The organism is Escherichia sp. KTE159, assembly GCF_000408805.1.
Taxonomy (GTDB): Bacteria; Pseudomonadota; Gammaproteobacteria; order Enterobacterales; family Enterobacteriaceae; genus Escherichia; species Escherichia marmotae.
The window spans coordinates 3,016,423-3,039,568 of sequence record NZ_KE137292.1; the positions used below are offsets into that span (position 1 = coordinate 3,016,423).

23 protein-coding genes, 1 other RNA gene and 1 pseudogene are annotated in these 23,146 nt (G+C 51.9%); 17 read left to right on the top strand and 8 right to left on the bottom strand.

The genetic code is table 11. The annotated features are described in order from the left end of the window. Positions 1–49: 49 nt before the first annotated feature. The 5 genes from rnpB to garP form a co-directional block, all read right to left on the bottom strand. An RNA gene (rnpB, locus tag A31E_RS24570) (RNase P RNA component class A) lies at positions 50–426 on the bottom strand. 32 nt (positions 427–458) lie between these two features. Further along, positions 459–1,604 carry a glycerate 2-kinase gene (garK, locus tag A31E_RS07450; RefSeq protein WP_016249234.1) on the bottom strand — a complete coding sequence of 382 codons (1,146 nt, stop codon included), beginning with the start codon at positions 1,602–1,604 and terminating at the stop codon, positions 459–461. Between the two features lie 92 nt (positions 1,605–1,696). After that, a complete protein-coding gene (garR, locus tag A31E_RS07445; protein ID WP_000178109.1) occupies positions 1,697–2,590 on the bottom strand; it encodes a 2-hydroxy-3-oxopropionate reductase in 894 nt (297 codons plus the stop codon). A 29-nt stretch (positions 2,591–2,619) separates the two neighbouring features. Then, a complete protein-coding gene (garL, locus tag A31E_RS07440) occupies positions 2,620–3,390 on the bottom strand; it encodes a 2-dehydro-3-deoxyglucarate aldolase (RefSeq protein WP_001058055.1) in 771 nt (256 codons plus the stop codon). 15 nt (positions 3,391–3,405) lie between these two features. Continuing rightward, complete coding sequence (gene garP, locus A31E_RS07435) at positions 3,406–4,740, bottom strand: galactarate/glucarate/glycerate transporter GarP (protein ID WP_000599621.1); 1,335 nt, start codon at positions 4,738–4,740, stop codon at positions 3,406–3,408. Between the two features lie 372 nt (positions 4,741–5,112). On the opposite strand from garP, the gene garD reads away from it, so the two are divergent. Next, the gene (gene garD / locus A31E_RS07430) at positions 5,113–6,684 is read left to right on the top strand and encodes a galactarate dehydratase (RefSeq protein ID WP_001273732.1); all 1,572 of its coding nucleotides are present in this window, start codon (positions 5,113–5,115) and stop codon (positions 6,682–6,684) included. 51 nt (positions 6,685–6,735) lie between these two features. On the opposite strand, the gene agaR is transcribed toward garD, so the two are convergent. Further along, positions 6,736–7,560 carry an aga operon transcriptional regulator AgaR gene (agaR, locus tag A31E_RS07425; protein WP_000072182.1) on the bottom strand — a complete coding sequence of 275 codons (825 nt, stop codon included), beginning with the start codon at positions 7,558–7,560 and terminating at the stop codon, positions 6,736–6,738. Between the two features lie 248 nt (positions 7,561–7,808). Here agaR and kbaZ point away from each other — a divergent pair, with 248 nt between their 5' ends. From kbaZ to A31E_RS07375, 12 genes and pseudogenes are all read left to right on the top strand, one after another. Then, positions 7,809–9,089 (top strand): tagatose-bisphosphate aldolase subunit KbaZ, encoded by a 1,281-nt coding sequence (gene kbaZ / locus A31E_RS07420; protein ID WP_000681963.1) that lies wholly within the window; start codon positions 7,809–7,811, stop codon positions 9,087–9,089. A 26-nt stretch (positions 9,090–9,115) separates the two neighbouring features. Further along, positions 9,116–9,589 (top strand): PTS N-acetylgalactosamine transporter subunit IIB, encoded by a 474-nt coding sequence (gene agaV, locus A31E_RS07415; RefSeq protein ID WP_016249235.1) that lies wholly within the window; start codon positions 9,116–9,118, stop codon positions 9,587–9,589. A gap of 10 nt (positions 9,590–9,599) precedes the next feature. Next, positions 9,600–10,379: a PTS N-acetylgalactosamine transporter subunit IIC gene (gene agaW, locus A31E_RS07410; protein WP_000406200.1), complete on the top strand. Its 780-nt coding sequence runs from the start codon at positions 9,600–9,602 to the stop codon at positions 10,377–10,379. Continuing rightward, positions 10,369–11,247, top strand: a complete 879-nt coding sequence (gene agaE, locus A31E_RS07405; protein WP_016249236.1) for a PTS N-acetylgalactosamine transporter subunit IID — start codon at positions 10,369–10,371, stop codon at positions 11,245–11,247. The genes agaW and agaE overlap by 11 nt, the downstream gene beginning before the upstream one ends. Before the next feature lie 17 nt (positions 11,248–11,264). Further along, entirely contained in the window at positions 11,265–11,699 is a 435-nt protein-coding gene (agaF, locus tag A31E_RS07400; protein WP_000948828.1) for a PTS galactosamine/N-acetylgalactosamine transporter subunit IIA, read from the top strand. Positions 11,700–11,731: 32 nt separating this feature from the next. After that, entirely contained in the window at positions 11,732–12,073 is a 342-nt protein-coding gene (locus A31E_RS25835) for a hypothetical protein (RefSeq protein WP_126511440.1), read from the top strand. 90 nt (positions 12,074–12,163) lie between these two features. Next, entirely contained in the window at positions 12,164–13,318 is a 1,155-nt protein-coding gene (locus tag A31E_RS07395; protein ID WP_016249237.1) for an AgaS family sugar isomerase, read from the top strand. A 12-nt stretch (positions 13,319–13,330) separates the two neighbouring features. Next, on the top strand, positions 13,331–14,191 hold the full coding sequence (gene kbaY, locus A31E_RS07390) for a tagatose-bisphosphate aldolase subunit KbaY (protein ID WP_001517149.1): 861 nt from the start codon (positions 13,331–13,333) through the stop codon (positions 14,189–14,191). A gap of 167 nt (positions 14,192–14,358) precedes the next feature. Beyond that, positions 14,359–14,835: pseudogene (agaB, locus tag A31E_RS0123005) on the top strand (PTS galactosamine transporter subunit IIB). A 38-nt stretch (positions 14,836–14,873) separates the two neighbouring features. Then, positions 14,874–15,677, top strand: a complete 804-nt coding sequence (gene agaC / locus A31E_RS07385; protein ID WP_000544465.1) for a PTS galactosamine transporter subunit IIC — start codon at positions 14,874–14,876, stop codon at positions 15,675–15,677. Further along, the gene (agaD, locus tag A31E_RS07380; RefSeq protein WP_000534352.1) at positions 15,667–16,458 is read left to right on the top strand and encodes a PTS galactosamine transporter subunit IID; all 792 of its coding nucleotides are present in this window, start codon (positions 15,667–15,669) and stop codon (positions 16,456–16,458) included. The genes agaC and agaD overlap by 11 nt, the downstream gene beginning before the upstream one ends. Before the next feature lie 228 nt (positions 16,459–16,686). Continuing rightward, positions 16,687–17,400, top strand: a complete 714-nt coding sequence (locus A31E_RS07375; RefSeq protein ID WP_016249239.1) for a galactosamine-6-phosphate isomerase — start codon at positions 16,687–16,689, stop codon at positions 17,398–17,400. A gap of 65 nt (positions 17,401–17,465) precedes the next feature. Here A31E_RS07375 and rsmI read toward each other — a convergent pair whose 3' ends face one another. Beyond that, on the bottom strand, positions 17,466–18,329 hold the full coding sequence (rsmI, locus tag A31E_RS07370; protein ID WP_000809251.1) for a 16S rRNA (cytidine(1402)-2'-O)-methyltransferase: 864 nt from the start codon (positions 18,327–18,329) through the stop codon (positions 17,466–17,468). A gap of 64 nt (positions 18,330–18,393) precedes the next feature. Between rsmI and lpoA the strand changes: the two genes are divergently transcribed. From lpoA to dolP, 4 genes are read left to right on the top strand one after another with little or no spacing between them, the layout of a single operon-like run. Then, positions 18,394–20,430 (top strand): penicillin-binding protein activator LpoA, encoded by a 2,037-nt coding sequence (lpoA, locus tag A31E_RS07365; protein ID WP_016249240.1) that lies wholly within the window; start codon positions 18,394–18,396, stop codon positions 20,428–20,430. After that, positions 20,388–20,783, top strand: a complete 396-nt coding sequence (locus A31E_RS07360; RefSeq protein ID WP_016249241.1) for a YraN family protein — start codon at positions 20,388–20,390, stop codon at positions 20,781–20,783. The genes lpoA and A31E_RS07360 overlap by 43 nt, the downstream gene beginning before the upstream one ends. Positions 20,784–20,802: 19 nt before the next feature. After that, positions 20,803–21,393: a DnaA initiator-associating protein DiaA gene (diaA, locus tag A31E_RS07355; protein WP_000893477.1), complete on the top strand. Its 591-nt coding sequence runs from the start codon at positions 20,803–20,805 to the stop codon at positions 21,391–21,393. 9 nt (positions 21,394–21,402) lie between these two features. Then, entirely contained in the window at positions 21,403–21,978 is a 576-nt protein-coding gene (gene dolP / locus A31E_RS07350) for a division/outer membrane stress-associated lipid-binding lipoprotein (protein ID WP_000646038.1), read from the top strand. A gap of 112 nt (positions 21,979–22,090) precedes the next feature. Here the strand turns inward: dolP and A31E_RS07345 are convergent, their stop codons facing one another. Then, positions 22,091–23,131, bottom strand: a complete 1,041-nt coding sequence (locus A31E_RS07345; RefSeq protein WP_016249242.1) for a permease — start codon at positions 23,129–23,131, stop codon at positions 22,091–22,093. Between the last annotated feature and the right edge of the window lie 15 nt (positions 23,132–23,146).

Genomic DNA, 23,146 nt, shown 5'->3' on the forward strand with positions numbered 1-23,146 from the left:
CCCAAAAAGAAAAAACCCGCCAGCTTGCACTGACGGGCTTTGTTAAATCAGGTGAAACTGACCGATAAGCCGGGTTCTGTCGTGGACAGTCATTCATCTAGGCCAGCAATCGCTCACTGGCTCAAGCAGCCTACCCGGGTTCAGTACGGGCCGTACCTTATGAACCCCTATTTGGCCTTGCTCCGGGTGGAGTTTACCGTGCCACGGACTGTTACCAGCCGCGCGGTGCGCTCTTACCGCACCCTTTCACCCTTACCTGATCCCACTTGCGTGGGCCATCGGCGGTTTGCTCTCTGTTGCACTGGTCGTGGGTTTCCCCCCCAGGCGTTACCTGGCACCCTGCCCTATGGAGCCCGGACTTTCCTCCCCTCCGCCCGTCTCCCCCGAAGAGGACGACGACGAAGCGGCGACTGTCTGGTCAGCTTCGGCGCGAAGTATAGAGGGTTTGCACGCCCTTGTCACCCCGCACTGCGCATTCCAATCGCCAGTGTGGCGGCGATATTGCGTGAAGCGCGGTAAATATTGTCATAAGCCCCGCTGAAAGCTTCATCCAGGGTAACAATGCTGTTCAACACGCTGAATACGGCATCGATGCCGTGCTGATGCACAACGCCGACATCCTTCGTCAGACTCCCTGCAATACCAATTACCGGTTTATGGTATTTCTTCGCGACGTTCGCTACGCCAATCGGTACTTTGCCGTGGATACTCTGGCTATCAATGCGCCCTTCTCCGGTGATCACCAACGTACAATCGTGAATATGTTCTTCCAGATTCAACGCCGTAGTCACAATCTCAATGCCGCTCTTTAGCTCTGCACCAAGAAACGCCATTAGCGCCGCCCCCATACCGCCCGCAGCACCAGATCCGGGGACGTCTTTCACATCAACATACAGCGATTTTTTGATGACATCAGCATAGTGAGAGAGATTCTTGTCCAGCTCAACAATCGTGGCTTCATTAGCCCCTTTCTGCGGGCCAAAGATACGTGACGCGCCGCTGTCGCCCACCAGCGGATTGGTGACATCGCAGGCGACGCGAATCGTACAATCCTTTAAGCGTGGATCAAGGCCAGAGATATCAATGGTATTCAGGGTATTGAGGCTGCCGCCACCAAAGCCGATTTCATTACCACTGGCATCGCTTAACTTCGCTCCCAGCGCCTGCACCATTCCCGCGCCGCCATCATTGGTAGCACTGCCGCCAATGCCGATAATAATAGTGGTTGCGCCACTCTCCAGCGCCTGCAAGATTAACTCACCCGTACCACGAGAAGTGGTCACCAACGGATCACGCTTTTCCGCTGGAACCAACGCCAGCCCACTGGCCGCCGCCATTTCAATAAACGCGGTTTTACCGTCGCCAGAGATCCCCCAACAGGCATTCACCTTCTCACCCAGCGGCCCCGTAACCCAGGCTTGACGTTCGGTCCCCTGAGTGGCAGCAATCATCGCTTCCACCGTTCCTTCACCGCCATCAGCAACGGGAACAGAAACATAGTGTGCATCAGGAAAAATTTCCCGAAATCCCTTTTCTATCGCCTGCGCAACCTCGCTGGCAGATAAACTTTCTTTGTAAGAATCTGGGGCGATTACGATTTTCATATCTTTGCCTGTTACCACATGACGCCGGAGGGCGTTTCTCTTATTCGGCCTGGCTCCCAGCCCGGATTGCACCACGCCATCCGGGCACGAAGTCACTCGCGAGTGACTTCGACTTTCGCCAGTTTTTCGTAGTAGCACGCCAGAGCGCTGTGGTCTGCTGTTCCCAGCCCATCGGCACGCAGCGCCTGCATCATCTCCATGACCACTGCGGTCAGCGGCAATTGCGCACCAACGTCATGGGAGGTATCCAGCGCATTTGCCAGATCCTTAATATGCAGATCGATACGGAAGCCCGGCTTGAAATTCCTGTCCATCACCATCGGCGCTTTTGCATCGAGTACAGTACTTCCCGCCAGCCCACCACGAATCGCCTGATAAACCAGATCAGGATTAACGCCCGCTTTGGTTGCCAGCGTTAACGCTTCTGACATCGCCGCAATATTCAGCGCTACAATGACCTGGTTTGCCAGTTTGGTGACGTTGCCTGCACCGATTTCTCCGGTATATACAACGGATCCCGCCATCGCTTTCATCAAGTCATAGTATTTGTCGAAAATAGCTTTGTCGCCACCCACCATCACTGACAGGGTGCCATCGATGGCTTTCGGTTCACCGCCGCTCACCGGGGCGTCCAGCATATCAATACCTTTCGCTTTCAGTGCTTCGCTGATTTCACGGCTTGCCAGCGGAGCGATTGAACTCATATCGATTAATACCGTCCCTGGTTTTGCACCTTCAATGATGCCATTTTCCCCCAGCGCCACCTCTTTCACGTGCGGAGAGTTTGGCAGCATGGTAATGATGACATCGCACTGTTCAGCGATGGCTTTAGCCGTAGACGCGGTTTCTGCGCCTGCGGTAATCACGTCAGCGATAGCTTCTGGATTACGGTCAGAAACCACCAGCGAGTAACCTGCTTTCAGAAGGTTTTTACTCATTGGTTTACCCATAATACCCAGGCCAATAAAACCAACTTTCATAGTCATATCAATTATCTCTCTTGTTGCGGTGGTCGTTATTTTTTAAAGGCATCTGCCAGTTTCTGCGTGGCGGAGCGGAAAATACCGAGGTCGCTGCCGACAGCGACAAATGTGGCACCCCATTCCAGATAACGGCGTGCATCGGCTTCAACTGGCGCGAGGATGCCACTGGGTTTACCGTAAGCGCTGGCGCGGTTGAAAATATGTTGAATCGCTTTTTGTACCTCCGGATGTGACGCATTGCCGAGATGACCTAATGCCGCCGCCAAATCGCTGGGGCCAACGAAAATGCCATCAACGCCTTCGGTCGCAGCGATGGCGTCAACGTTATCGACGCCCTGCTGGCTTTCGATTTGCGCCAGAATGGCGATGTTCTTATTCGACCGGGCGAAATAGTCCGGTACGGTGCCAAACATATTGGCGCGATGAGAAACGGAGACGCCGCGAATACCTTCTGGTGGATAACGCGTTGATGCTACCGCCTGTACCGCGTCTTCTTCCGTTTCGACAAAGGGGATCAGGAAGTTGTAAAAACCGATATCTAACAGGCGCTTAATAATCACCGGTTCGTTGGTCGGCACCCTCACTACTGGCGCACTGGCGCTACCTTTCAACGCCATCAACTGCGGGATGAACGTGGAAATATCGTTTGGCGCATGTTCACCATCCAGCACCAGCCAGTCAAAGCCAGCCAAACCAAGAACTTCAGTGCTGATCGGGTTAGAAAGTGCTGACCAGCAGCCAATCTGTACCTGTTTCGCAGCCAACGCGGCTTTGAACTTATTGGGGAAAATATCGTTATTCATCGCTTATACCTTTGCTTATTTCTGCAATTCCATACGTTTAATGTCACCAACCACGAAGAGGTAGCAGACCATTGCCATCAGCGCCGAACATCCCACAAATACCAGCGCCGCATTGAAGGAATGCAGTTCACTAACCAGGTAACCAATCACCAGTGGAGTGACAATGGAGGCGACATTGCCAAAGACGTTAAAGACGCCACCGCAGAGGCCAACAATCTCTTTCGGTGCGGTATCGGAAACCACCGGCCAGCCCAGTGCGCCAAATCCTTTGCCAAAGAAGGCTAACGCCATCAGCATGACCACTAGCGTGGTGTTGTTGGTGTAGTTACATAAGATGATGGTGGAAGCCAGCAACATTCCCAGCACAATTGGTAGCTTACGTGCCAGAGTCAGTGACAAACCGCGTTTGATCAGATAATCCGAGAAGACACCCCCAAGCACGCCGCCAGCAAATCCACACAATGCCGGAATCGACGCAACCAGGCCGACTTTCAGAATCGACATCCCCTTTTCCTGTACCAGATAAATCGGGAACCAGGTGAGGAAGAACCAGGTGATGGTGTTGATAAAATATTGCCCGAAAAATACCCCCAGCATCATGCGGTTAGAGAGCAATTGCTTGATGTAATGCAGCTTAGGACCGCTTGCTGTCGCACCGCCTGGCTTTTTGTGATCCATATCGACCACCGCACCATTTTCGGAGATAAACTTCAACTCTTCCGCAGACATGCGCGGATGGTCTGTCGGGTTATGAATCAACTTAATCCACAGCGCCGTTAGTACAAAACCAATCCCCCCCATAACGGTAAAGACGTGCTCCCAGCCCCAGGCGAAAGTCAGCCAGCCAAGCAGCGGCGAAAAGAGCGCCAGCGAGAAATATTGCGCCGAGTTAAAGATGGCGGAAGCTGTTCCACGTTCTTTAGTCGGGAACCAGGCGGCAACAATACGGGCGTTCGCCGGGAATGACGGCGCTTCCGAGAAGCCCAACATAAAGCGCATGAAGAACATGGAGATCCCTGCCCAGGCAATAGGGAACATATCGACAAAGCCTTGCAGGAAGGTAAACAGCGACCAGAAAAAGAGGCTGTAAGTGTAAACTTTCTTCGATCCAAACTTATCCAGCAGCCAGCCGCCAGGGATTTGCATTAGCAGATAGGCCCAGCCAAAAGCGGAGAAAATGTACCCCATCGAAACCGTGCTTAATTGCAGTTCTTTTGCTACTTCAGTACCGGCAATCGACAGCGTTGCACGGTCGGCATAGTTAACGGCTGTCACAATAAAAATAATAAATAATATTAAATAGCGGGTATGCACGCTTTTCTTTTTTTCTTCAATGGTGTCCAGAATCATTTTATTTACCTCGGGTACTTATGTTGATTTTTATTATTGGGAAGGTATTATTTATGAGTTCCATTCATATAGTTATGACAATGGCCTCGTGAATTAGTATAAGCAGCGGGGTAATAATAATCATTGTGCAAATGCGAACTTAAATAATGTAATTTAAATATTATTTTGAGCATATGCACATAACATTGCGCGCTAAAGCACAGATTTACGCTTTGCCTTGCCGGGTAGCGTCGCAATCCCTGAAATGATTGACATTGATCACATTTCTACCGTTAAACTCCTGACATTCTTATTTCACCTAATGAAGTTATTTATTTTTAAATGAGATCTAATGCTCATTTTTATATCCCCCTGGCTGGAGAATATTGAACAATGGCCAATATCGAAATAAGACAAGAAACGCCGACTGCGTTTTATATAAAAGTTCATGACACAGATAATGTGGCAATTATTGTTAATGATAATGGCCTGAAAGCAGGAACGCGTTTTCCGGACGGCCTGGAATTAATTGAGCATATTCCCCAGGGGCATAAAGTCGCATTGATCGACATTCCTGCTGATGGCGAAATTATTCGTTATGGCGAAGTGATTGGTTACGCCATGCGCGCCATCCCACGTGGAAGCTGGATCGATGAATCGATGGTGGTTCTGCCTGAAGCGCCCCCCTTACATACTTTGCCTCTGGCAACCAAAGTGCCGGAACCTTTACCTCCGCTGGAAGGTTATACCTTTGAAGGCTATCGCAATGCCGATGGCAGTGTGGGCACCAAGAACCTGCTCGGCATCACGACCAGCGTGCATTGTGTGGCTGGCGTCGTCGATTACGTGGTGAAAATTATTGAGCGCGACCTGCTGCCGAAATACCCGAACGTCGATGGTGTGGTGGGGCTGAATCACCTGTACGGCTGTGGCGTGGCGATTAATGCCCCAGCGGCGGTGGTGCCTATTCGAACCATTCACAACATTTCGCTGAACCCAAACTTTGGCGGCGAGGTGATGGTGATTGGCCTCGGATGCGAGAAATTGCAACCAGAGCGCCTGCTGGTCGGTACGGACGATGTGCAGGCTATTCCACTGGAAAGCGCCAGTATTGTCAGCTTGCAGGATGAAAAGCATGTCGGTTTTCAGTCAATGGTTGAGGATATTTTGCAGGTTGCCGAACGCCATCTGCACAAGCTGAATCAACGTCAGCGAGAAACCTGCCCGGCTTCAGAACTGGTTGTTGGTATGCAGTGCGGCGGCAGCGATGCGTTTTCTGGCGTGACAGCCAATCCGGCGGTTGGCTATGCGTCTGATCTGCTGGTGCGTTGTGGTGCAACGGTGATGTTCTCGGAAGTGACGGAAGTACGCGACGCCATTCATCTGCTGACGCCGCGCGCCGTTAACGAAGAGGTCGGTAAGCGTCTGCTGGAAGAGATGGAATGGTACGACAACTATCTCAATATGGGGAAAACCGACCGCAGCGCCAACCCTTCGCCGGGAAACAAAAAAGGCGGTCTGGCAAACGTCGTGGAGAAGGCTCTCGGCTCCATTGCCAAATCAGGTAAAAGCGCGATTGTAGAAGTGCTGTCGCCAGGGCAGCGTCCGACCAAACGTGGATTAATTTACGCCGCGACGCCAGCCAGCGACTTTGTCTGTGGCACCCAACAGGTGGCTTCAGGAATTACCGTTCAAGTATTTACGACCGGTCGCGGCACACCTTACGGCCTGATGGCAGTGCCGGTCATTAAAATGGCAACCCGCACTGAACTGGCGAACCGTTGGTTTGATTTGATGGATATTAATGCGGGCACCATCGCCACCGGCGAAGAGACGATTGAAGAGGTGGGCTGGAAACTGTTCCACTTTATTCTCGACGTTGCCAGCGGGAAGAAGAAAACCTTCTCAGACCAATGGGGACTGCATAACCAACTGGCGGTGTTTAACCCGGCACCGGTGACTTGATAACTCAATTTGTATTATGCCCGATGGCACACGTTTATCGGGCATAGTAAGTCATAGCGAAGACGCATTCTCCCCGACCAGAATCACCTCAACCCCGGCCTTTCGTAGCCCTTCCAGACTATCCGCAGGAATGCCTTCATCGACAATGATCATATCGATCCGCTGGGTATCAATGATCTTATGTAAACTGGAGCGATTGAACTTACTGGAATCAGTGACCACGATGATCCGTTCCGCAACTTCGCACATCCGGCGGTTCAAACGGGCTTCATCTTCATTGTGCGTACTGACGCCGCGCTCCAGATCGATAGCATCTACACCGAGAAACAGCATGTCGAAGTGGTAATTTTGCAGCGATTGTTCAGCCTGATCGCCATAAAAAGATTGTGACTGACGGCGCAAATGCCCGCCGGTCATCAGTAGCTCAACGCCCTCAGCTTCCAGCAAAGCATTAGCCACGTTCATACCGTTGGTCATCGCAATCACGTCAGTATGCTTGCGCATCAGACGGGCAATCTCAAAGGTTGTGGTTCCGGAGTCGAGGATCACGCGATGGCCAGGCTTAATCAGCTCAACAGCAGCTTTCGCAACGCTGCGTTTCATCGCAGTGTTGAGCGCACTTTTATCTTCCACCGAAGGTTCGACTGACGGTGTCGTGCTATCGCAGATCAACGCGCCACCATAAGCACGCACGGCGATCCCCTGCTTTTCCAGAAATGCCAGATCGTTACGGATCGTCACCGTAGAAACGCCGTACAATGCCGATAGATCATTAACTTGCACACTTCCTTGCTGCCGCAGGCGCTGAATGATCTGTTCTCGTCTCTCACTGGTGCCTGTTACTCGCTTCTCGCCTGAAGCGTCGGTATTACTCATAGTAAGTCCTTTCGTAAAACTTTCGTTTCATTTCGTTTTGCTTATTAACGCCTTTCTATTAACCAAATGCAAGCCCACATTGCCCATTGACGCAAGCGCCCCTCGTTTCAGAAGCTTTCATTATGTTTCTTTTGTGAATCAGATCAGAAAACTATTATCTTTCGTTTTATTTTTATCTCACCATGACGCAGTATCAATTGAAACAAAACGAAAGATCAAGGTTGCAGTAATCTAAACTGGAGAGGAAAGTGAAACATCTGACAGAAATGGTGAGGCAGCACAAAGGGGGCAAAACAAATGGGATTTATGCCGTTTGTTCCGCACATCCGCTGGTGCTGGAAGCTGCCATCCGCTACGCCTTCTCAAACCAAACGCCACTACTGATTGAAGCAACGTCCAATCAGGTGGATCAGTTCGGCGGTTATACCGGAATGACGCCTGCCGATTTTCGCGGCTTTGTTTGCCAGCTTGCCGACTCGCTGAATTTCCCACAAGACATGCTAATTCTCGGTGGCGATCATCTGGGACCTAACCGCTGGCAAAACCTGCCCGCAACCCAGGCGATGGCTAATGCCGATGATTTGATAAAAAGCTACGTCACGGCGGGATTCAAAAAAATTCACCTTGATTGCAGCATGTCCTGTCAGGGCGATCCGATCCCCTTAACCGATGACATCGTTGCTGAACGCGCCGCTCGCCTGGCGAAAGTGGCGGAAGAAACCTGCCGTGAACACTTTGGCGAGGCCGATCTGGTGTATGTCATTGGAACTGAAGTTCCGGTTCCTGGCGGCGCACATGAAACCTTAAGCGAACTGGCAGTGACTACACCGGATGCCGCCCGCACCACGCTGGAAGCCCATCGTCATGCTTTTGAAAAGCAAGGTCTGAATGCCATCTGGCCACGTATTATTGCGCTGGTGGTACAACCCGGCGTCGAATTCGATCACACCAACGTTATTGATTATCAGCCTGCAAAAGCGATCGCCTTAAGTCAGATGGTCGAAAACTACGAAACACTGATTTTCGAAGCTCATTCTACCGATTATCAAACACCGCAATCGCTGCGCCAGTTGGTCATTGACCACTTTGCCATTCTGAAAGTTGGCCCGGCGCTGACCTTCGCCCTACGTGAAGCCCTGTTTTCTCTGGCGGCTATCGAAGAAGAACTGGTGCCAGCAAAAGCCTGTTCTGGTCTGCGTCAGGTACTGGAAAACGTGATGCTCGACCGTCCGGAATACTGGCAAAGCCATTACCACGGGGACAGGAACGCGCGTCGTCTGGCACGCGGCTACAGTTACTCGGATCGCGTGCGTTATTACTGGCCAGACCGGCAGATTGATGATGCTTTCGCCCACCTGGTCCGCAACCTGGCAGATGCGCCAATTCCGCAGCCACTCATCAGCCAGTACCTGCCGCTGCAATACGTAAAAGTTCGCTCCGGCGAGCTACAGCCAACGCCACGGGCACTCATTATTAACCATATTCAGGACATCCTGGCGCAGTACCACGCTGCCTGTGAAGGCCAGTAAGCCATAACAAAAACGAGGAACACGCTATGCCAAATATTGTTTTAAGCCGGATTGATGAACGCTTGATTCACGGTCAGGTCGGCGTTCAGTGGGTTGGATTTGCGGGGGCAAATCTGGTTCTGGTAGCCAATGATGAGGTTGCCGAAGATCCGGTACAACAAAACCTGATGGAAATGGTGCTGGCAGAAGGGATCGCCGTGCGTTTCTGGGCACTACAAAAAGTGATCGACAACATCCACCGCGCTGCTGATCGGCAGAAAATCTTGCTGGTTTGTAAAACACCAGCCGATTTCCTGACGCTGGTTAAAGGTGGCGTTCCGGTTAACCGCATTAACGTTGGCAATATGCACTACGCCAATGGCAAACAGCAAATCGCCAAAACGGTTTCTGTGGATGCGGGCGATATCGCGGCATTTAACGACCTGAAATCCGCAGGGGTGGAATGCTTCGTTCAGGGCGTCCCGACAGAACCCGCTGTGGACCTCTTTAAATTACTTTGAGGGATTCATCATGGAAATCAGTCTGTTGCAGGCATTCGCGTTGGGCATTATCGCCTTTATCGCTGGCCTGGATATGTTTAACGGCTTAACCCATATTCACCGCCCGGTGGTTCTCGGGCCGTTGGTCGGGCTGGTACTTGGCGATCTGCATACCGGTATTTTAACTGGCGGTACACTGGAACTGGTGTGGATGGGGCTGGCTCCACTGGCGGGCGCACAGCCACCTAACGTGATTATCGGCACTATCGTCGGCACGGCATTTGCCATCACTACCGGCGTGAAACCGGATGTCGCGGTCGGCGTCGCCGTACCTTTCGCGGTCGCGGTACAAATGGGGATTACCTTCCTGTTCTCGGTGATGTCTGGTGTGATGTCCCGCTGCGACCGAATGGCGGAGAATGCCGATACGCGCGGTATTGAGCGCGTAAACTATCTGGCGCTACTGGCGCTCGGCACCTTCTATTTTCTCTGCGCTTTCCTGCCAATTTACTTCGGTGCGGAACATGCCAAAACCATCATTGATGTCCTGCCGCAACGGTTAATCGACGGCCTCGGCGTCGCGGGCGGCATCATGCCAGCAATCGGTTTTGCCGTACTACTGAAAATCATGATGAAAAACGTCTATATCCCTTACTTCATCCTGGGGTTCGTTGCCGCCGCCTGGCTCAAGTTACCGGTGTTGGCTATTGCCGCCGCCGCGCTGGCGATGGCGCTGATCGACCTGCTGCGTAAATCTCCTGAACCGACTCAACCTGCGGCACAGAAAGAGGAATTTGAAGATGGCATCTAATCAAACGACCCTGCCGAACGTCAGCGAAAATGAAGAAACACTGCTGAACGGCGTCAATGAAAACGTATATGAAGATCAGAGCATTGGCGCAGAGCTAACGAAAAAAGATATCAATCGCGTCGCATGGCGTTCCATGCTGTTACAGGCTTCTTTCAACTACGAACGTATGCAGGCTTCCGGTTGGCTGTACGGTCTGTTACCTGCACTGAAAAAGATCCACACCAATAAACGCGACCTGGCGCGCGCCATGAAAGGGCATATGGGTTTCTTCAATACTCACCCGTTTCTGGTGACGTTTGTTATTGGCATTATCCTCGCGATGGAGCGTTCCAAGCAGGACGTTAACAGTATTCAGAGCACCAAGATTGCTGTCGGTGCGCCGCTGGGCGGGATTGGCGATGCGATGTTCTGGCTGACGTTGCTACCAATTTGTGGCGGGATTGGTGCCAGTCTGGCGTTGCAAGGATCTATTCTCGGCGCTGTCGTATTTATTGTTCTGTTCAACGTGGTGCATCTCGGTCTGCGTTTTGGCCTTGCGCATTACGCTTATCGCATGGGCGTCGCGGCGATCCCGCTGATTAAAGCGAATACCAAAAAAGTCGGCCATGCGGCGTCTATCGTCGGGATGACGGTAATCGGCGCGCTGGTTGCAACCTATGTCCGTTTAAGCACCACTCTGGAAATCACGGCGGGCGACGCAGTGGTTAAGTTGCAGGCTGACGTTATCGACAAACTGATGCCTGCCTTCTTACCGCTGGTCTATACCCTGACCATGTTCTGGCTGGTACGTCGCGGCTGGAGTCCGTTGCGCCTGATTGCAATCACGGTGGTTCTCGGCATCGTCGGTAAATTTTGCCATTTCCTTTAAATACAATGAGGTAATAGATGTTAAGTATTATTTTGACAGGGCATGGCGGATTTGCCAGCGGCATGGAAAAAGCGATGAAACAAATTCTCGGTGAGCAATCGCAGTTTATCGCCATCGATTTTCCGGAAACCTCAAGCACCGCGCTGCTTACATCGCAGCTTGAAGAAGCCATCGCCCAACTGGATTGTGAAGACGGCATTGTTTTTCTGACGGATTTGCTCGGCGGCACGCCGTTTCGCGTGGCTTCAACGCTGGCGATGCAAAAACCGGGCTGTGAAGTGATCACCGGCACCAATTTGCAACTGTTACTGGAGATGGTGCTGGAACGTGAAGGGTTAAGTAGCGAAGAGTTTCGCGTGCAGGCGTTGGAGTGCGGACACCGTGGGCTGACCAGTCTGGTGGACGAGCTGGATCGCTGCCATGAAGAATGTCCGGTCGAGGAAGGGATATAAGGTAAGCGCCCCGCCGCTGTTAGTAAAAGACAGTGGGTGACGTTTTACACTTTCGTTTCTTTTCTGGCTTTCACTTCCCCCCGCAAGGTCTTTCTTTTGTTTTGACCTTTGCACCGGTGTCGGATGCGACGCTGACGCGTCTTATCCGACCTACGGAGCGTCGTTGCGGCGTAAATGTCGGATGTCTTATCCGACCTACGGCTGGTGACAGCCAGGCGGATAAGGCGTTTACGCCGCATCCGGCAATCATTGCTGATATTTACACCATCATGCAATCCCTTTCACTTCCCTTATCTTTTCTTTCAACGATCACAAATTTCGTTTTATTTCTTTTTTCACCATTGAACTTTCAGTTTCTTTTCTATAAATTTTAATCAACGAAAAAAATAACCAAGTGAAATGAAACGAAAGGCAAGCGAAAGCTACCCGCCTGAAGTCAAGTTCATCAGACTAAGGATTGCGTTATGCCAGAAAATTATACCCCTGCTGCTGCAACCACCGGCACATGGACTGAAGAAGAGATCCGCCATCAGCCTCGCGCATGGATCCGTTCGCTCACCAACATCGACACGTTACGTTCTGCGCTCGATAACTTCCTTGAACCGTTACTGCGCAAAGAGGATCTGCGGATCATCCTGACCGGAGCCGGAACCTCGGCATTTATCGGTGACATCATCGCGCCATGGCTCGCCAGCCAGACTGGAAAAAACTTCAGCGCCGTACCGACCACCGATCTGGTCACTAATCCAATGGATTACCTGAATCCAGCTCATCCTCTGCTGCTGATCTCCTTCGGTCGTTCCGGCAACAGCCCGGAAAGCGTCGCTGCCGTGGAACTGGCGAATCAGTTTGTGCCGGAGTGCTACCACTTGCCGATCACTTGTAACGAAGCGGGCGATCTCTATCAAAACGCGATTAACAGAGACAACGCGTTTGCCCTGCTGATGCCAGCAGAAACGCACGATCGCGGCTTTGCGATGACCAGCAGCATTACCACCATGATGGCCAGTTGCCTCGCGGTTTTCGCGCCAGAGACGATCAACAGCCAGACCTTCCGTGACGTGGCGGATCGTTGCCAGGTAATCCTGACCTCGCTGGGCGATTTCAGCGAAGGTGTGTTTGGTTACGCGCCGTGGAAACGGATCGTTTATCTCGGCAGCGGTGGCTTACAAGGCGCGGCACGCGAGTCGGCGTTGAAGGTACTGGAACTGACTGCGGGTAAGCTGGCGGCCTTTTATGATTCCCCAACCGGATTCCGTCATGGCCCGAAATCGCTGGTCAATGACGAAACGCTGGTGGTGGTGTTTGTCTCCAGCCACCCTTATACCCGTCAGTATGATCTTGATCTGCTGGCAGAATTACGCCGCGATAACCAGGCAATGCGCGTGATCGCCATCGCCTCTGAAAGCAACGACATTATCACTGCGGGTCCGCATATCATCCTGCCGCCGTCCCGTCACTTTATCGACGTTGAGCAGGCATTTTGCTTCCTGATATACGCTCAGACGTTTGCACTGATGCAGTCGCTGCATATGGGCAATACGCCGGATACCCCATCAGCCAGCGGCACCGTTAACCGTGTGGTGCAAGGTGTCATTATTCATCCGTGGCAGGCATAAGAGGATCGCATTATGAGCATTATCTCCACCAAATATCTGTTACAGGATGCCCTGGCCAATGGTTACGCAGTGCCTGCCTTTAACATTCATAACGCCGAGACGATCCAGGCGATCCTCGAAGTATGTAGTGAAATGCGATCGCCGGTGATCCTCGCCGGGACGCCGGGCACCTTTAAACATATCGCCCTGGAAGAGATCTACGCCCTGTGTAGCGCCTATTCCACGACCTACAACATGCCGCTGGCGCTGCATCTCGACCACCACGAATCGCTGGATGATATTCGCCGTAAAGTCCACGCCGGCGTGCGCAGTGCGATGATCGACGGCAGTCACTTCCCGTTTGTCGAGAACGTGAAGCTGGTGAAATCGGTTGTCGACTTCTGCCACTCGCAGGATTGCAGCGTGGAAGCGGAACTGGGCCGCCTGGGCGGTGTGGAAGATGATATGAGCGTTGACGCCGAAAGCGCGTTCCTTACCGACCCACAAGAAGCTAAACGCTTTGTCGAACTAACGGGCGTCGACAGCCTGGCGGTGGCGATTGGTACGGCGCACGGGTTATACAGCAAAACGCCGAAGATTGATTTCCAGCGACTGGCGGAAATTCGTGAAGTGGTGGATATTCCACTGGTGCTGCATGGTGCCAGCGATGTCCCGGATGAATTTGTCCGTCGCACTATTGAACTTGGCGTCACAAAAGTGAACGTTGCCACGGAATTAAAAATAGCCTTCGCTGGCGCAGTAAAAGCCTGGTTTGCGGAAAATCCGCAAGGTAATGATCCTCGTTATTATATGCGCGTCGGCATGGATGCAATGAAAGAAGTTGTCAGAAACAAAATTAATGTCTGTGGTTCAGAAAATAGAATTTCCGCGTAATTATTGATTTTTTTACGATTTATTTGAGTGTGCTGCCCGGTTAATATCGGGTAGTGCCTTAATGGCAAAGGAGATTATTAAAATTTAATAAATACACCAATATAATATCGCAACAGTAATATATTTAAATAAATTATATTATTCAACTTTTATGGTGAGGATTAAAAATGAGCAGTCCAAATATTCTCTTAACCCGTATTGATAATCGTCTGGTTCATGGCCAGGTTGGCGTTACCTGGACATCCACCATCGGCGCAAATTTGCTGGTGGTCGTGGATGATGTTGTCGCTAATGATGATATTCAACAGAAATTAATGGGCATTACCGCGGAAACTTACGGTTTTGGCATTCGTTTCTTTACTGTCGAAAAAACCATTAACGTCATCGGCAAAGCTGCACCACATCAGAAGATATTCCTGATTTGCCGTACACCGCAAACAGTACGTAAATTGGTGGAAGGGGGAATATAACTGAAAGACGTTAACGTCGGCAATATGCATTTCTCGGAAGGGAAAAAGCAAATCAGCAGTAAAGTTTATGTCGATTTTCAGGATCTCGCTGATTTACGTTTTATTAAGCAACGCGGCGTGAATGTTTTTATTCAGGACGTCCCCGGTGATCAAAAAGAACAAATACCTGACTAAATCTAAAATCGCCTTAATATTGGTTTGAGGTAATAAAAATGCATGAAATAACCCTAATTCAGGGGCTATCCCTGGCGGCATTAGTTTTCGTTCTGGGGATTGATTTTTGGCTGGAAGCCTTGTTTTTATTCCGTCCGATAATCGTTTGTACCCTTACTGGAGCAATACTCGGTGATATTCAGACCGGCTTAATTACCGGTGGTCTGACAGAACTGGCGTTCGCCGGATTAACCCCTGCCGGTGGTGTTCAACCGCCCAACCCTATCATGGCGGGTCTGATGACTACCGTCATTGCGTGGTCTACGGGGGTGGATGCCAAAACGGCAATTGGTCTTGGCCTGCCGTTTAGTTTGTTAATGCAGTACGTCATTCTGTTTTTCTATTCCGCTTTCTCATTATTTATGACCAAAGCGGATAAATGCGCGAAAGAGGCGGATACGGCCGCGTTTTCCCGACTTAACTGGATAACGATGCTGATTGTTGCCTCTTCATATGCAGTGATTGCGTTTCTTTGTACCTACCTGGCGCAAGGCGCGATGCAGGCGCTGGTAAAGGCGATGCCAGCCTGGTTGACTCATGGTTTTGAAGTGGCCGGCGGTATTTTACCTGCCGTTGGTTTTGGTCTGCTGCTGCGCGTGATGTTCAAAGCGCAATACATCCCTTACCTGATCGCCGGTTTCCTGTTTGTTTGCTACATCCAGGTCAGCAACCTGTTACCGGTCGCCGTACTGGGGGCAGGTTTTGCGGTGTATGAATTTTTCAATGCGAAATCCCGGCAGCAAGCGCAACCGCAGCCCGTTGCCAGTAAAAATGAAGAAGAGGACTACAGCAATGGGATCTGAAATCAGTAAAAAAGATATCACCCGTCTGGGCTTTCGTTCATCGCTGCTGCAAGCGAGCTTTAACTACGAAAGGATGCAGGCGGGGGGATTTACCTGGGCGATGTTGCCGATCCTGAAAAAGATTTATAAGGACGACAAACCGGGCTTAAGCGCGGCGATGAAAGATAACCTCGAATTTATTAACACCCACCCGAATCTGGTCGGATTCCTGATGGGATTACTCATTTCGATGGAAGAGAAAGGGGAAAATCGCGACACCATTAAAGGCCTCAAAGTGGCGCTGTTTGGCCCAATCGCCGGGATTGGCGATGCGATTTTCTGGTTTACCTTATTGCCGATTATGGCGGGGATTTGCTCATCGTTTGCCAGCCAGGGAAACCTGTTGGGGCCGATTCTGTTTTTCGCCGTTTACCTGCTTATCTTTTTCCTGCGCGTTGGCTGGACTCACGTTGGTTATTCGGTCGGTGTGAAGGCGATTGATAAAGTGCGAGAGAACTCGCAGATGATCGCCCGTTCGGCAACTATCCTCGGGATCACGGTAATCGGCGGGCTGATCGCTTCGTATGTACATATTAACGTCGTGACGTCGTTTGCTATCGACAGTACTCACAGCGTCGCGCTGCAACAGGATTTCTTCGATAAAGTCTTCCCGAATATTTTACCGATGGCTTACACCCTGTTGATGTATTACTTATTACGGGTGAAAAAAGCGCATCCGGTGCTGTTAATCGCCGTCACGTTCGTGCTTTCCATCGTTTGTTCCGCATTCGGTATTTTGTAAATGGAATGAGGCACTGCGCCTGACGGTGCCTCAGATTGTTGACAAAGTGCGCTTTGTTCATGCCGGATGCGGCGTGAACGCCTTGTCCGGCCTACAAAAGCACACAAATTCAATATATTGCAGAGATCACGTAGGCCTGATAAGCGTAGCACATCAGGCAATTTAGCGTTTGTCATCGGTCTTCGCATCGCGCCTGACGGTGCCTCTCTACACAAGGAATTTCTCCTCATGCAAACCTTACAGCACTTCGATGACTACACTGCGCTCAGTGAACACGCCAGCGAACATTTGCTGACGTTAATCCGCAACACCCCCAATGCAGTCATCTGCCTCGCGACCGGCGCAACCCCCGTGCTTACCTACAGTTATCTGGTGGAAAAAATCCACCAGCAGCACGTTGATGCCAGCCAACTGACCTTCGTGAAGCTCGACGAATGGGTAGATCTGCCATTAACCGCGCCCGGCACCTGCGAAACCTTCCTTCAGCAACATATCGTGCAGCCGCTGGGGTTACGTAAAGACCAGCTCATCAGCTTTCGTTCCGAAGGGATAAACGAGACAGAGTGCGAGCGGGTAACGGATTTAATTGCGCGCAAAGGTGGTCTCGATTTGTGCGTTCTCGGATTGGGGAAAAACGGTCATCTGGGACTGAACGAACCGGGAGAAAGCCTGCAACCGGCCTGCCATATCAGCCAACTTGATGTGAAAACCCAGCAACATGAGATGTTAAAAACCGCTGGTCACCCCGTGACCCGGGGGATCACCTTAGGCTTGAAGGATATTCTCAATGCCCGCGAAGTTTTGCTACTGGTGACTGGCGAAGGAAAGCAGGATGCGACAGAACGTTTTCTCACAGCCACAGTCTCCACCACTATCCCCGCTTCGTTTTTATGGCTACATAACCATTTCACATGTTTGATTGATGGGATGCGTCATCGTTAACATCCCCCTAAGCCAGGCAAAAGCAAGTGGCCCCTGGGTTCTTCAAACGGGGCCACGGAGATATATCACTCCCCTTGCTGCTCCAGCGCATACTTATACAGCGCGTTTTTCTTCACGCCGTGAATTTCTGCTGCCAGCGCCGCCGCTTTTTTCAGCGGCAGTTCTGCCTGCAACAGCGCCAGCGTGCGCAGCGCATCGGCGGGCAAATCATCCTCCTGTGCTTTATGCCCTTCGACAATCAGCACCATTTCACCTTTGCGGCGATTTTCATCTTCTTTTACCCACGCCAGCAGTTCGCCTACGGGCGCGCCGTGAATGTTTTCCCAGGTTTTGGTCAGTTCGCGAGCCAGCACTACGTAGCGCGATTCGCCCAGCACCGCGACAATATCTTCCAGGCTGTCTAACAGACGGTGGGTGGATTCATAAAAAATCAGCGTGCGCGGTTCCGTTTCAATGGCTTTTAGCGCATCACGGCGACCTTTTGATTTAGCAGGCAGGAAACCTTCATAACAAAAACGATCTGATGGCAAACCCGCGGCGCTTAATGCTGTAATGGCAGCACACGGCCCCGGTAGCGGCACCACGCGAATATCCGCTTCACGGCAGGTGCGCACCAGATGGTAGCCAGGGTCGTTAATCAGCGGCGTTCCGGCATCGGACACCAGCGCAATGTTTTGCCCCTCTTGCAGTTTCGCCAGCAGTGTTTCTGCTTTCTGTTGTTCGTTATGGTCGTGCAAGGCGAACAATCGGGCGTTAATCCCAAAATGTTGCAGCAGTAAACCGGTATGACGCGTATCCTCGGCGGCAATCAGATCAACGGCCTGCAATACCTCCAGCGCACGCTGGGTGATATCTGCCAGATTGCCGATTGGCGTCGGTACAATGTAGAGCTGACCTTGAGAATTATCCGCCGATTGGTGTTGTTTCATTGTGTCGTCCGTATTGCCGATTTAATATTGAGCATTGCGTAAAAAAAATATCACTGGATACATTATGGTACCCTCAACATTTTCTCGTTTGAAAGCCGCGCGTTGTCTGCCTGTTGTTCTGGCAGCCCTGATTTTCGCCGGTTGTGGCACCCATACCCCCGATCAGTCCACTGCCTATATGCAGGGCACGGCGCAGGCTGATTCTGCCTTTTATCTGCAGCAGATGCAGCAAAGCTCTGATGATACCAGGATCAACTGGCAATTACTCGCCATTCGTGCACTGGTGAAAGAAGGTAAAACCGGGCAAGCGGTAGAATTATTTAACCAACTGCCGCAGGAACTGAACGATACCCAGCGTCGCGAGAAAACTCTGCTGGCAGTAGAAATTAAACTGGCACAGAAAGATTTTACTGGCGCGCAAACCTTGCTGGTTAAAATTACTCCGGCAGATTTAGAGCCAAACCAGCAGGCACGTTACTGGCAGGCAAAAATCGATGCCAGCCAGGGGCGTCCTTCCATTGATTTATTGCGCGCTTTAATTGCTCAGGAACCGCTGCTCGGGGCGAAAGAAAAACAGCAAAATATTGACGCTACCTGGCAGGCGCTCTCCTCCATGACTCAGGAGCAGGCGAATACGCTGGTGATCAACGCCGACGAAAATATCCTGCAAGGCTGGCTGGATCTGCAACGCGTCTGGTTTGATAACCGCAACGATCCCGACATGATGAAGGCCGGCATTGCCGACTGGCAGAAACGTTACCCGAACAATCCGGGCGCGAAAATGCTGCCAACGCAGTTGGTAAACGTAAAAGCGTTTAAACCAGCGTCAACCAATAAAATCGCCCTGCTGTTGCCGTTGAATGGTCAGGCCGCGGTGTTTGGTCGCACTATTCAGCAAGGATTTGAAGCGGCGAAAAATATCGGTACTCAACCAGTAGCAGCGCAGGTAGCTGCCGCACCTGCCGCGGACGTCACAGAACAGCCCCAACCGCAAACCGTGGATGGCGTTGCCAGCCCGGCACAGGCCTCTGTTAGCGATCTGACGGGTGAAGAAACCGAGGCACAGCCGGTGCCTGTAAACACCCCAACTGCAACCACCGCAGCAGTAAGCGCACCAGCAAATCCGTCAGCAGAACTGAAAATCTACGATACTTCTTCACAACCGCTTAGCCAGATCCTCAACCAGGTACAGCAGGACGGCGCGAGTATTGTGGTCGGCCCGCTGCTGAAAAATAACGTTGAAGAGTTGCTGAAGAGCAACACCCCGCTGAACGTGCTGGCGCTTAACCAGCCGGAAAATATCGAAAACCGTGCCAACATCTGTTATTTCGCGCTGTCGCCGGAAGATGAAGCGCGCGATGCAGCACGTCATATTCGTGACCAGGGCAAACAAGCGCCGCTGGTGCTGATCCCGCGCAGTTCGCTGGGTGATCGCGTAGCAAATGCGTTTGCGCAAGAGTGGCAGAAACTGGGCGGCGGCACCGTTCTACAACAAAAATTCGGCTCTACCAGCGAATTACGCGCGGGTGTCAACGGCGGTTCAGGTATCGCTTTAACGGGGAGTCCGATTACCCCCAGAACGACAACCGATTCCGGCATGACCACAAACAACCCAACGCTGCAAACCACGCCAACCGATGACCAGTTCACCAATAATGGCGGTCGTGTCGATGCGGTATACATTGTGGCAACGCCAGGCGAAATCGCCTTCATCAAGCCGATGATTACCATGCGTAACGGCAGCCAGAGCGGCGCAACGCTGTACGCCAGCTCCCGCAGCGCACAAGGCTCCGCGGGTCCTGATTTCCGCCTGGAGATGGAAGGTTTACAGTACAGTGAAATCCCAATGCTGGCAGGGAGTAACCTGTCATTAATGCAGCAGGCACTCAGTGCTGTGAACAACGATTATTCGCTGGCGCGAATGTATGCAATGGGTGTCGATGCCTGGTCACTGGCGAATCATTTCTCGCAAATGCGCCAGGTTCAGGGGTTTGAAATCAACGGTAATACCGGAGGTCTGACGGCTAACCCGGATTGCGTGATTAACAGGAAGTTATCATGGCTACAGTACCAACAAGGTCAGGTAGTCCCCGCCAGTTAACCACTAAACAGACCGGCGATGCGTGGGAAAAACAAGCGCGTCGCTGGCTGGAAGGCAAAGGACTGCAGTTTGTCGCCGCCAACGTGAACGAGCGTGGCGGCGAGATCGATTTGATAATGCGTGAAGGCCAGACCACCGTTTTTGTCGAGGTGCGTTACCGCCGCTCTGCACTCTACGGCGACGCAGCAGCCAGTGTGACCCGTAGCAAACAACACAAATTATTACAGACTGCCCGCTTGTGGCTCGCGCGCCATAATGGGAGTTTTGATACTGTGGATTGCCGGTTCGATGTGGTAGCCTTCACCGGGAATGATGTTGAGTGGATTAAGGATGCCTTTAATGACCACTCATAATTAAGGTTTAAGGATTAGCGTGCTAGAAAGAATAAAAGCTTGCTTCACTGAAAGCATTCAAACTCAAATTGCGGCGGCAGAGGCGCTTCCGGATGCCATCTCCCGTGCAGCCATGACGCTGGTTCAGTCTCTGCTTAATGGCAACAAAATCCTCTGTTGTGGTAATGGGACTTCCGCTGCCAACGCACAGCATTTTGCTGCCAGCATGATCAACCGTTTCGAAACGGAGCGGCCCAGCTTACCTGCCATTGCACTAAATACTGATAATGTTGTCTTAACGGCGATTGCCAATGATCGCTTGCATGATGAAGTATATGCAAAACAGGTACGGGCGCTGGGACATGCGGGAGATGTGCTGTTAGCCATTTCTACTCGCGGTAACAGCCGCGATATCGTTAAAGCTGTTGAAGCCGCCGTTACGCGTGATATGACTATTGTGGCATTAACCGGCTATGACGGCGGTGAACTTGCAGGGTTGTTAGGGCCGCAAGACGTGGAGATCCGTATTCCTTCGCATCGTAGTGCTCGCATTCAAGAAATGCACATGCTGACGGTAAATTGCCTGTGCGATCTGATCGATAACACGCTTTTCCCTCACCAGGATGATTAAGGAGAATACATGAAGGCATTATCGCCAATCGCAGTCCTTATTTCCGCACTGCTGTTGCAAGGTTGTGTTGCTGCTGCCGTAGTGGGTACAGCCGCTGTGGGAACTAAAGCAGCGACCGATCCGCGCAGTGTCGGCACCCAGGTGGACGATGGCACCCTGGAAGTGCGCGTTAACAGCGCATTGTCGAAAGATGAACAAATTAAGAAAGAAGCGCGCATTAATGTAACGGCCTATCAGGGCAAAGTGCTGCTGGTTGGGCAGTCACCAAACACCGAACTTTCGGCTCGTGCAAAACAGATTGCGATGGGCGTAGACGGTGCCAACGAAGTGTATAACGAGATTCGTCAGGGCCAACCAATTGGTCTGGGCGAAGCGTCGAATGATACGTGGATCACCACTAAAGTTCGCTCGCAGTTGCTGGCAAGCGACCTGGTGAAATCGTCTAACGTGAAAGTAACCACCGAAAACGGCGAAGTGTTCCTGATGGGGCTGGTGACTGAGCGTGAGGCGAAAGCGGCGGCAGATATTGCCAGCCGGGTGAGTGGTGTGAAACGTGTGACCACGGCATTTACGTTTATTAAATAACAGCTCTTTGTAAAGCCTGATGCGACGCTGCCGCGTCTTATCAGGCCTACAATGGCACAAACCACAGGTCGGATAAGGCGCTTGCGCCGCATCCGACATGTTTTCCCTCGAATCAGAACAACAGCGCCAGACTGCCGACAATAACACCCGATACCGCCACCATCGCTCCCGTCAGCCATAATGCCTTCGCCGGAAACGCTTTGCGCAGCATAACTAACGACGGCAAACTCACCGCCGGAAGGGTCATCAATAATGCCAGCGCCGGAGCGGTTCCCATCCCTGCCAGCATCATCGTCTGCACAATCGGAATTTCTGCCGCCGTGGGAATGACAAACAAGCATCCCGCTACCGCCATCACTATCACCCACATCAGGCTATTATCGACAGCGCCATCGGCATGGGGGAACAGCCAGACGCGAGCAGCCCCCAACGCCAGCACTGCCAGGATATAAACCGGGATCGTACTCCAGAAAAGCGTCCACAGCGCCCTGCCCCAGCGGCTAAAAAATCTGCCCTGCACTTCTGGCATGTCGATTTCGACCGGTGCCTGCGTTTGCGGTGTCTCACGCACCCATTTTTGTACCAGTGTTGCAATCAGCAACACCATCACCAGACCCGCCACCAGGCGAATCGCCGCAAAACCCCAGCCGAGAACAAAGCCCATAAACACCAGCGTTGCTGGGTTTAACAACGGATTCCCCATCCAGAATGCCAGCGCCCCTCCCATCGACACTTGTTGGCGGCGCATCCCCGCCGCGACCGGTGCCGCACAGCAGGTACACATCATTCCAGGCAGTGAAAACAGCGTTCCCAGTAACGTCCCGCGAAAGCGCGATTGTCCAAGCGTGCGCAACAACCAGTCACGAGGGATCAATACCTGAATCAACGATCCGAGGAGCACACCCAGCACCGCCGCTTTCCATACTGCAAGAAAGTAGATCATCGCGTAATCCAACGCTGCCTGCCACGGATTGGCATCCGCCTGTGCGAGGATTGATTTACCGATGCTGTGGGTTTCGGCGGCGGTAAAGGCCTTACCGTAGTAGGGTTGCCACTTCACATACCAGAGTCCGGCAATGACAACGAGAAAGAAAAGCGCGGGTTTCCACCACTGAATGGGCGTTGCCGCCTGAGATGAAGACTGACCAGCCATAGCATTCCCCAGGAA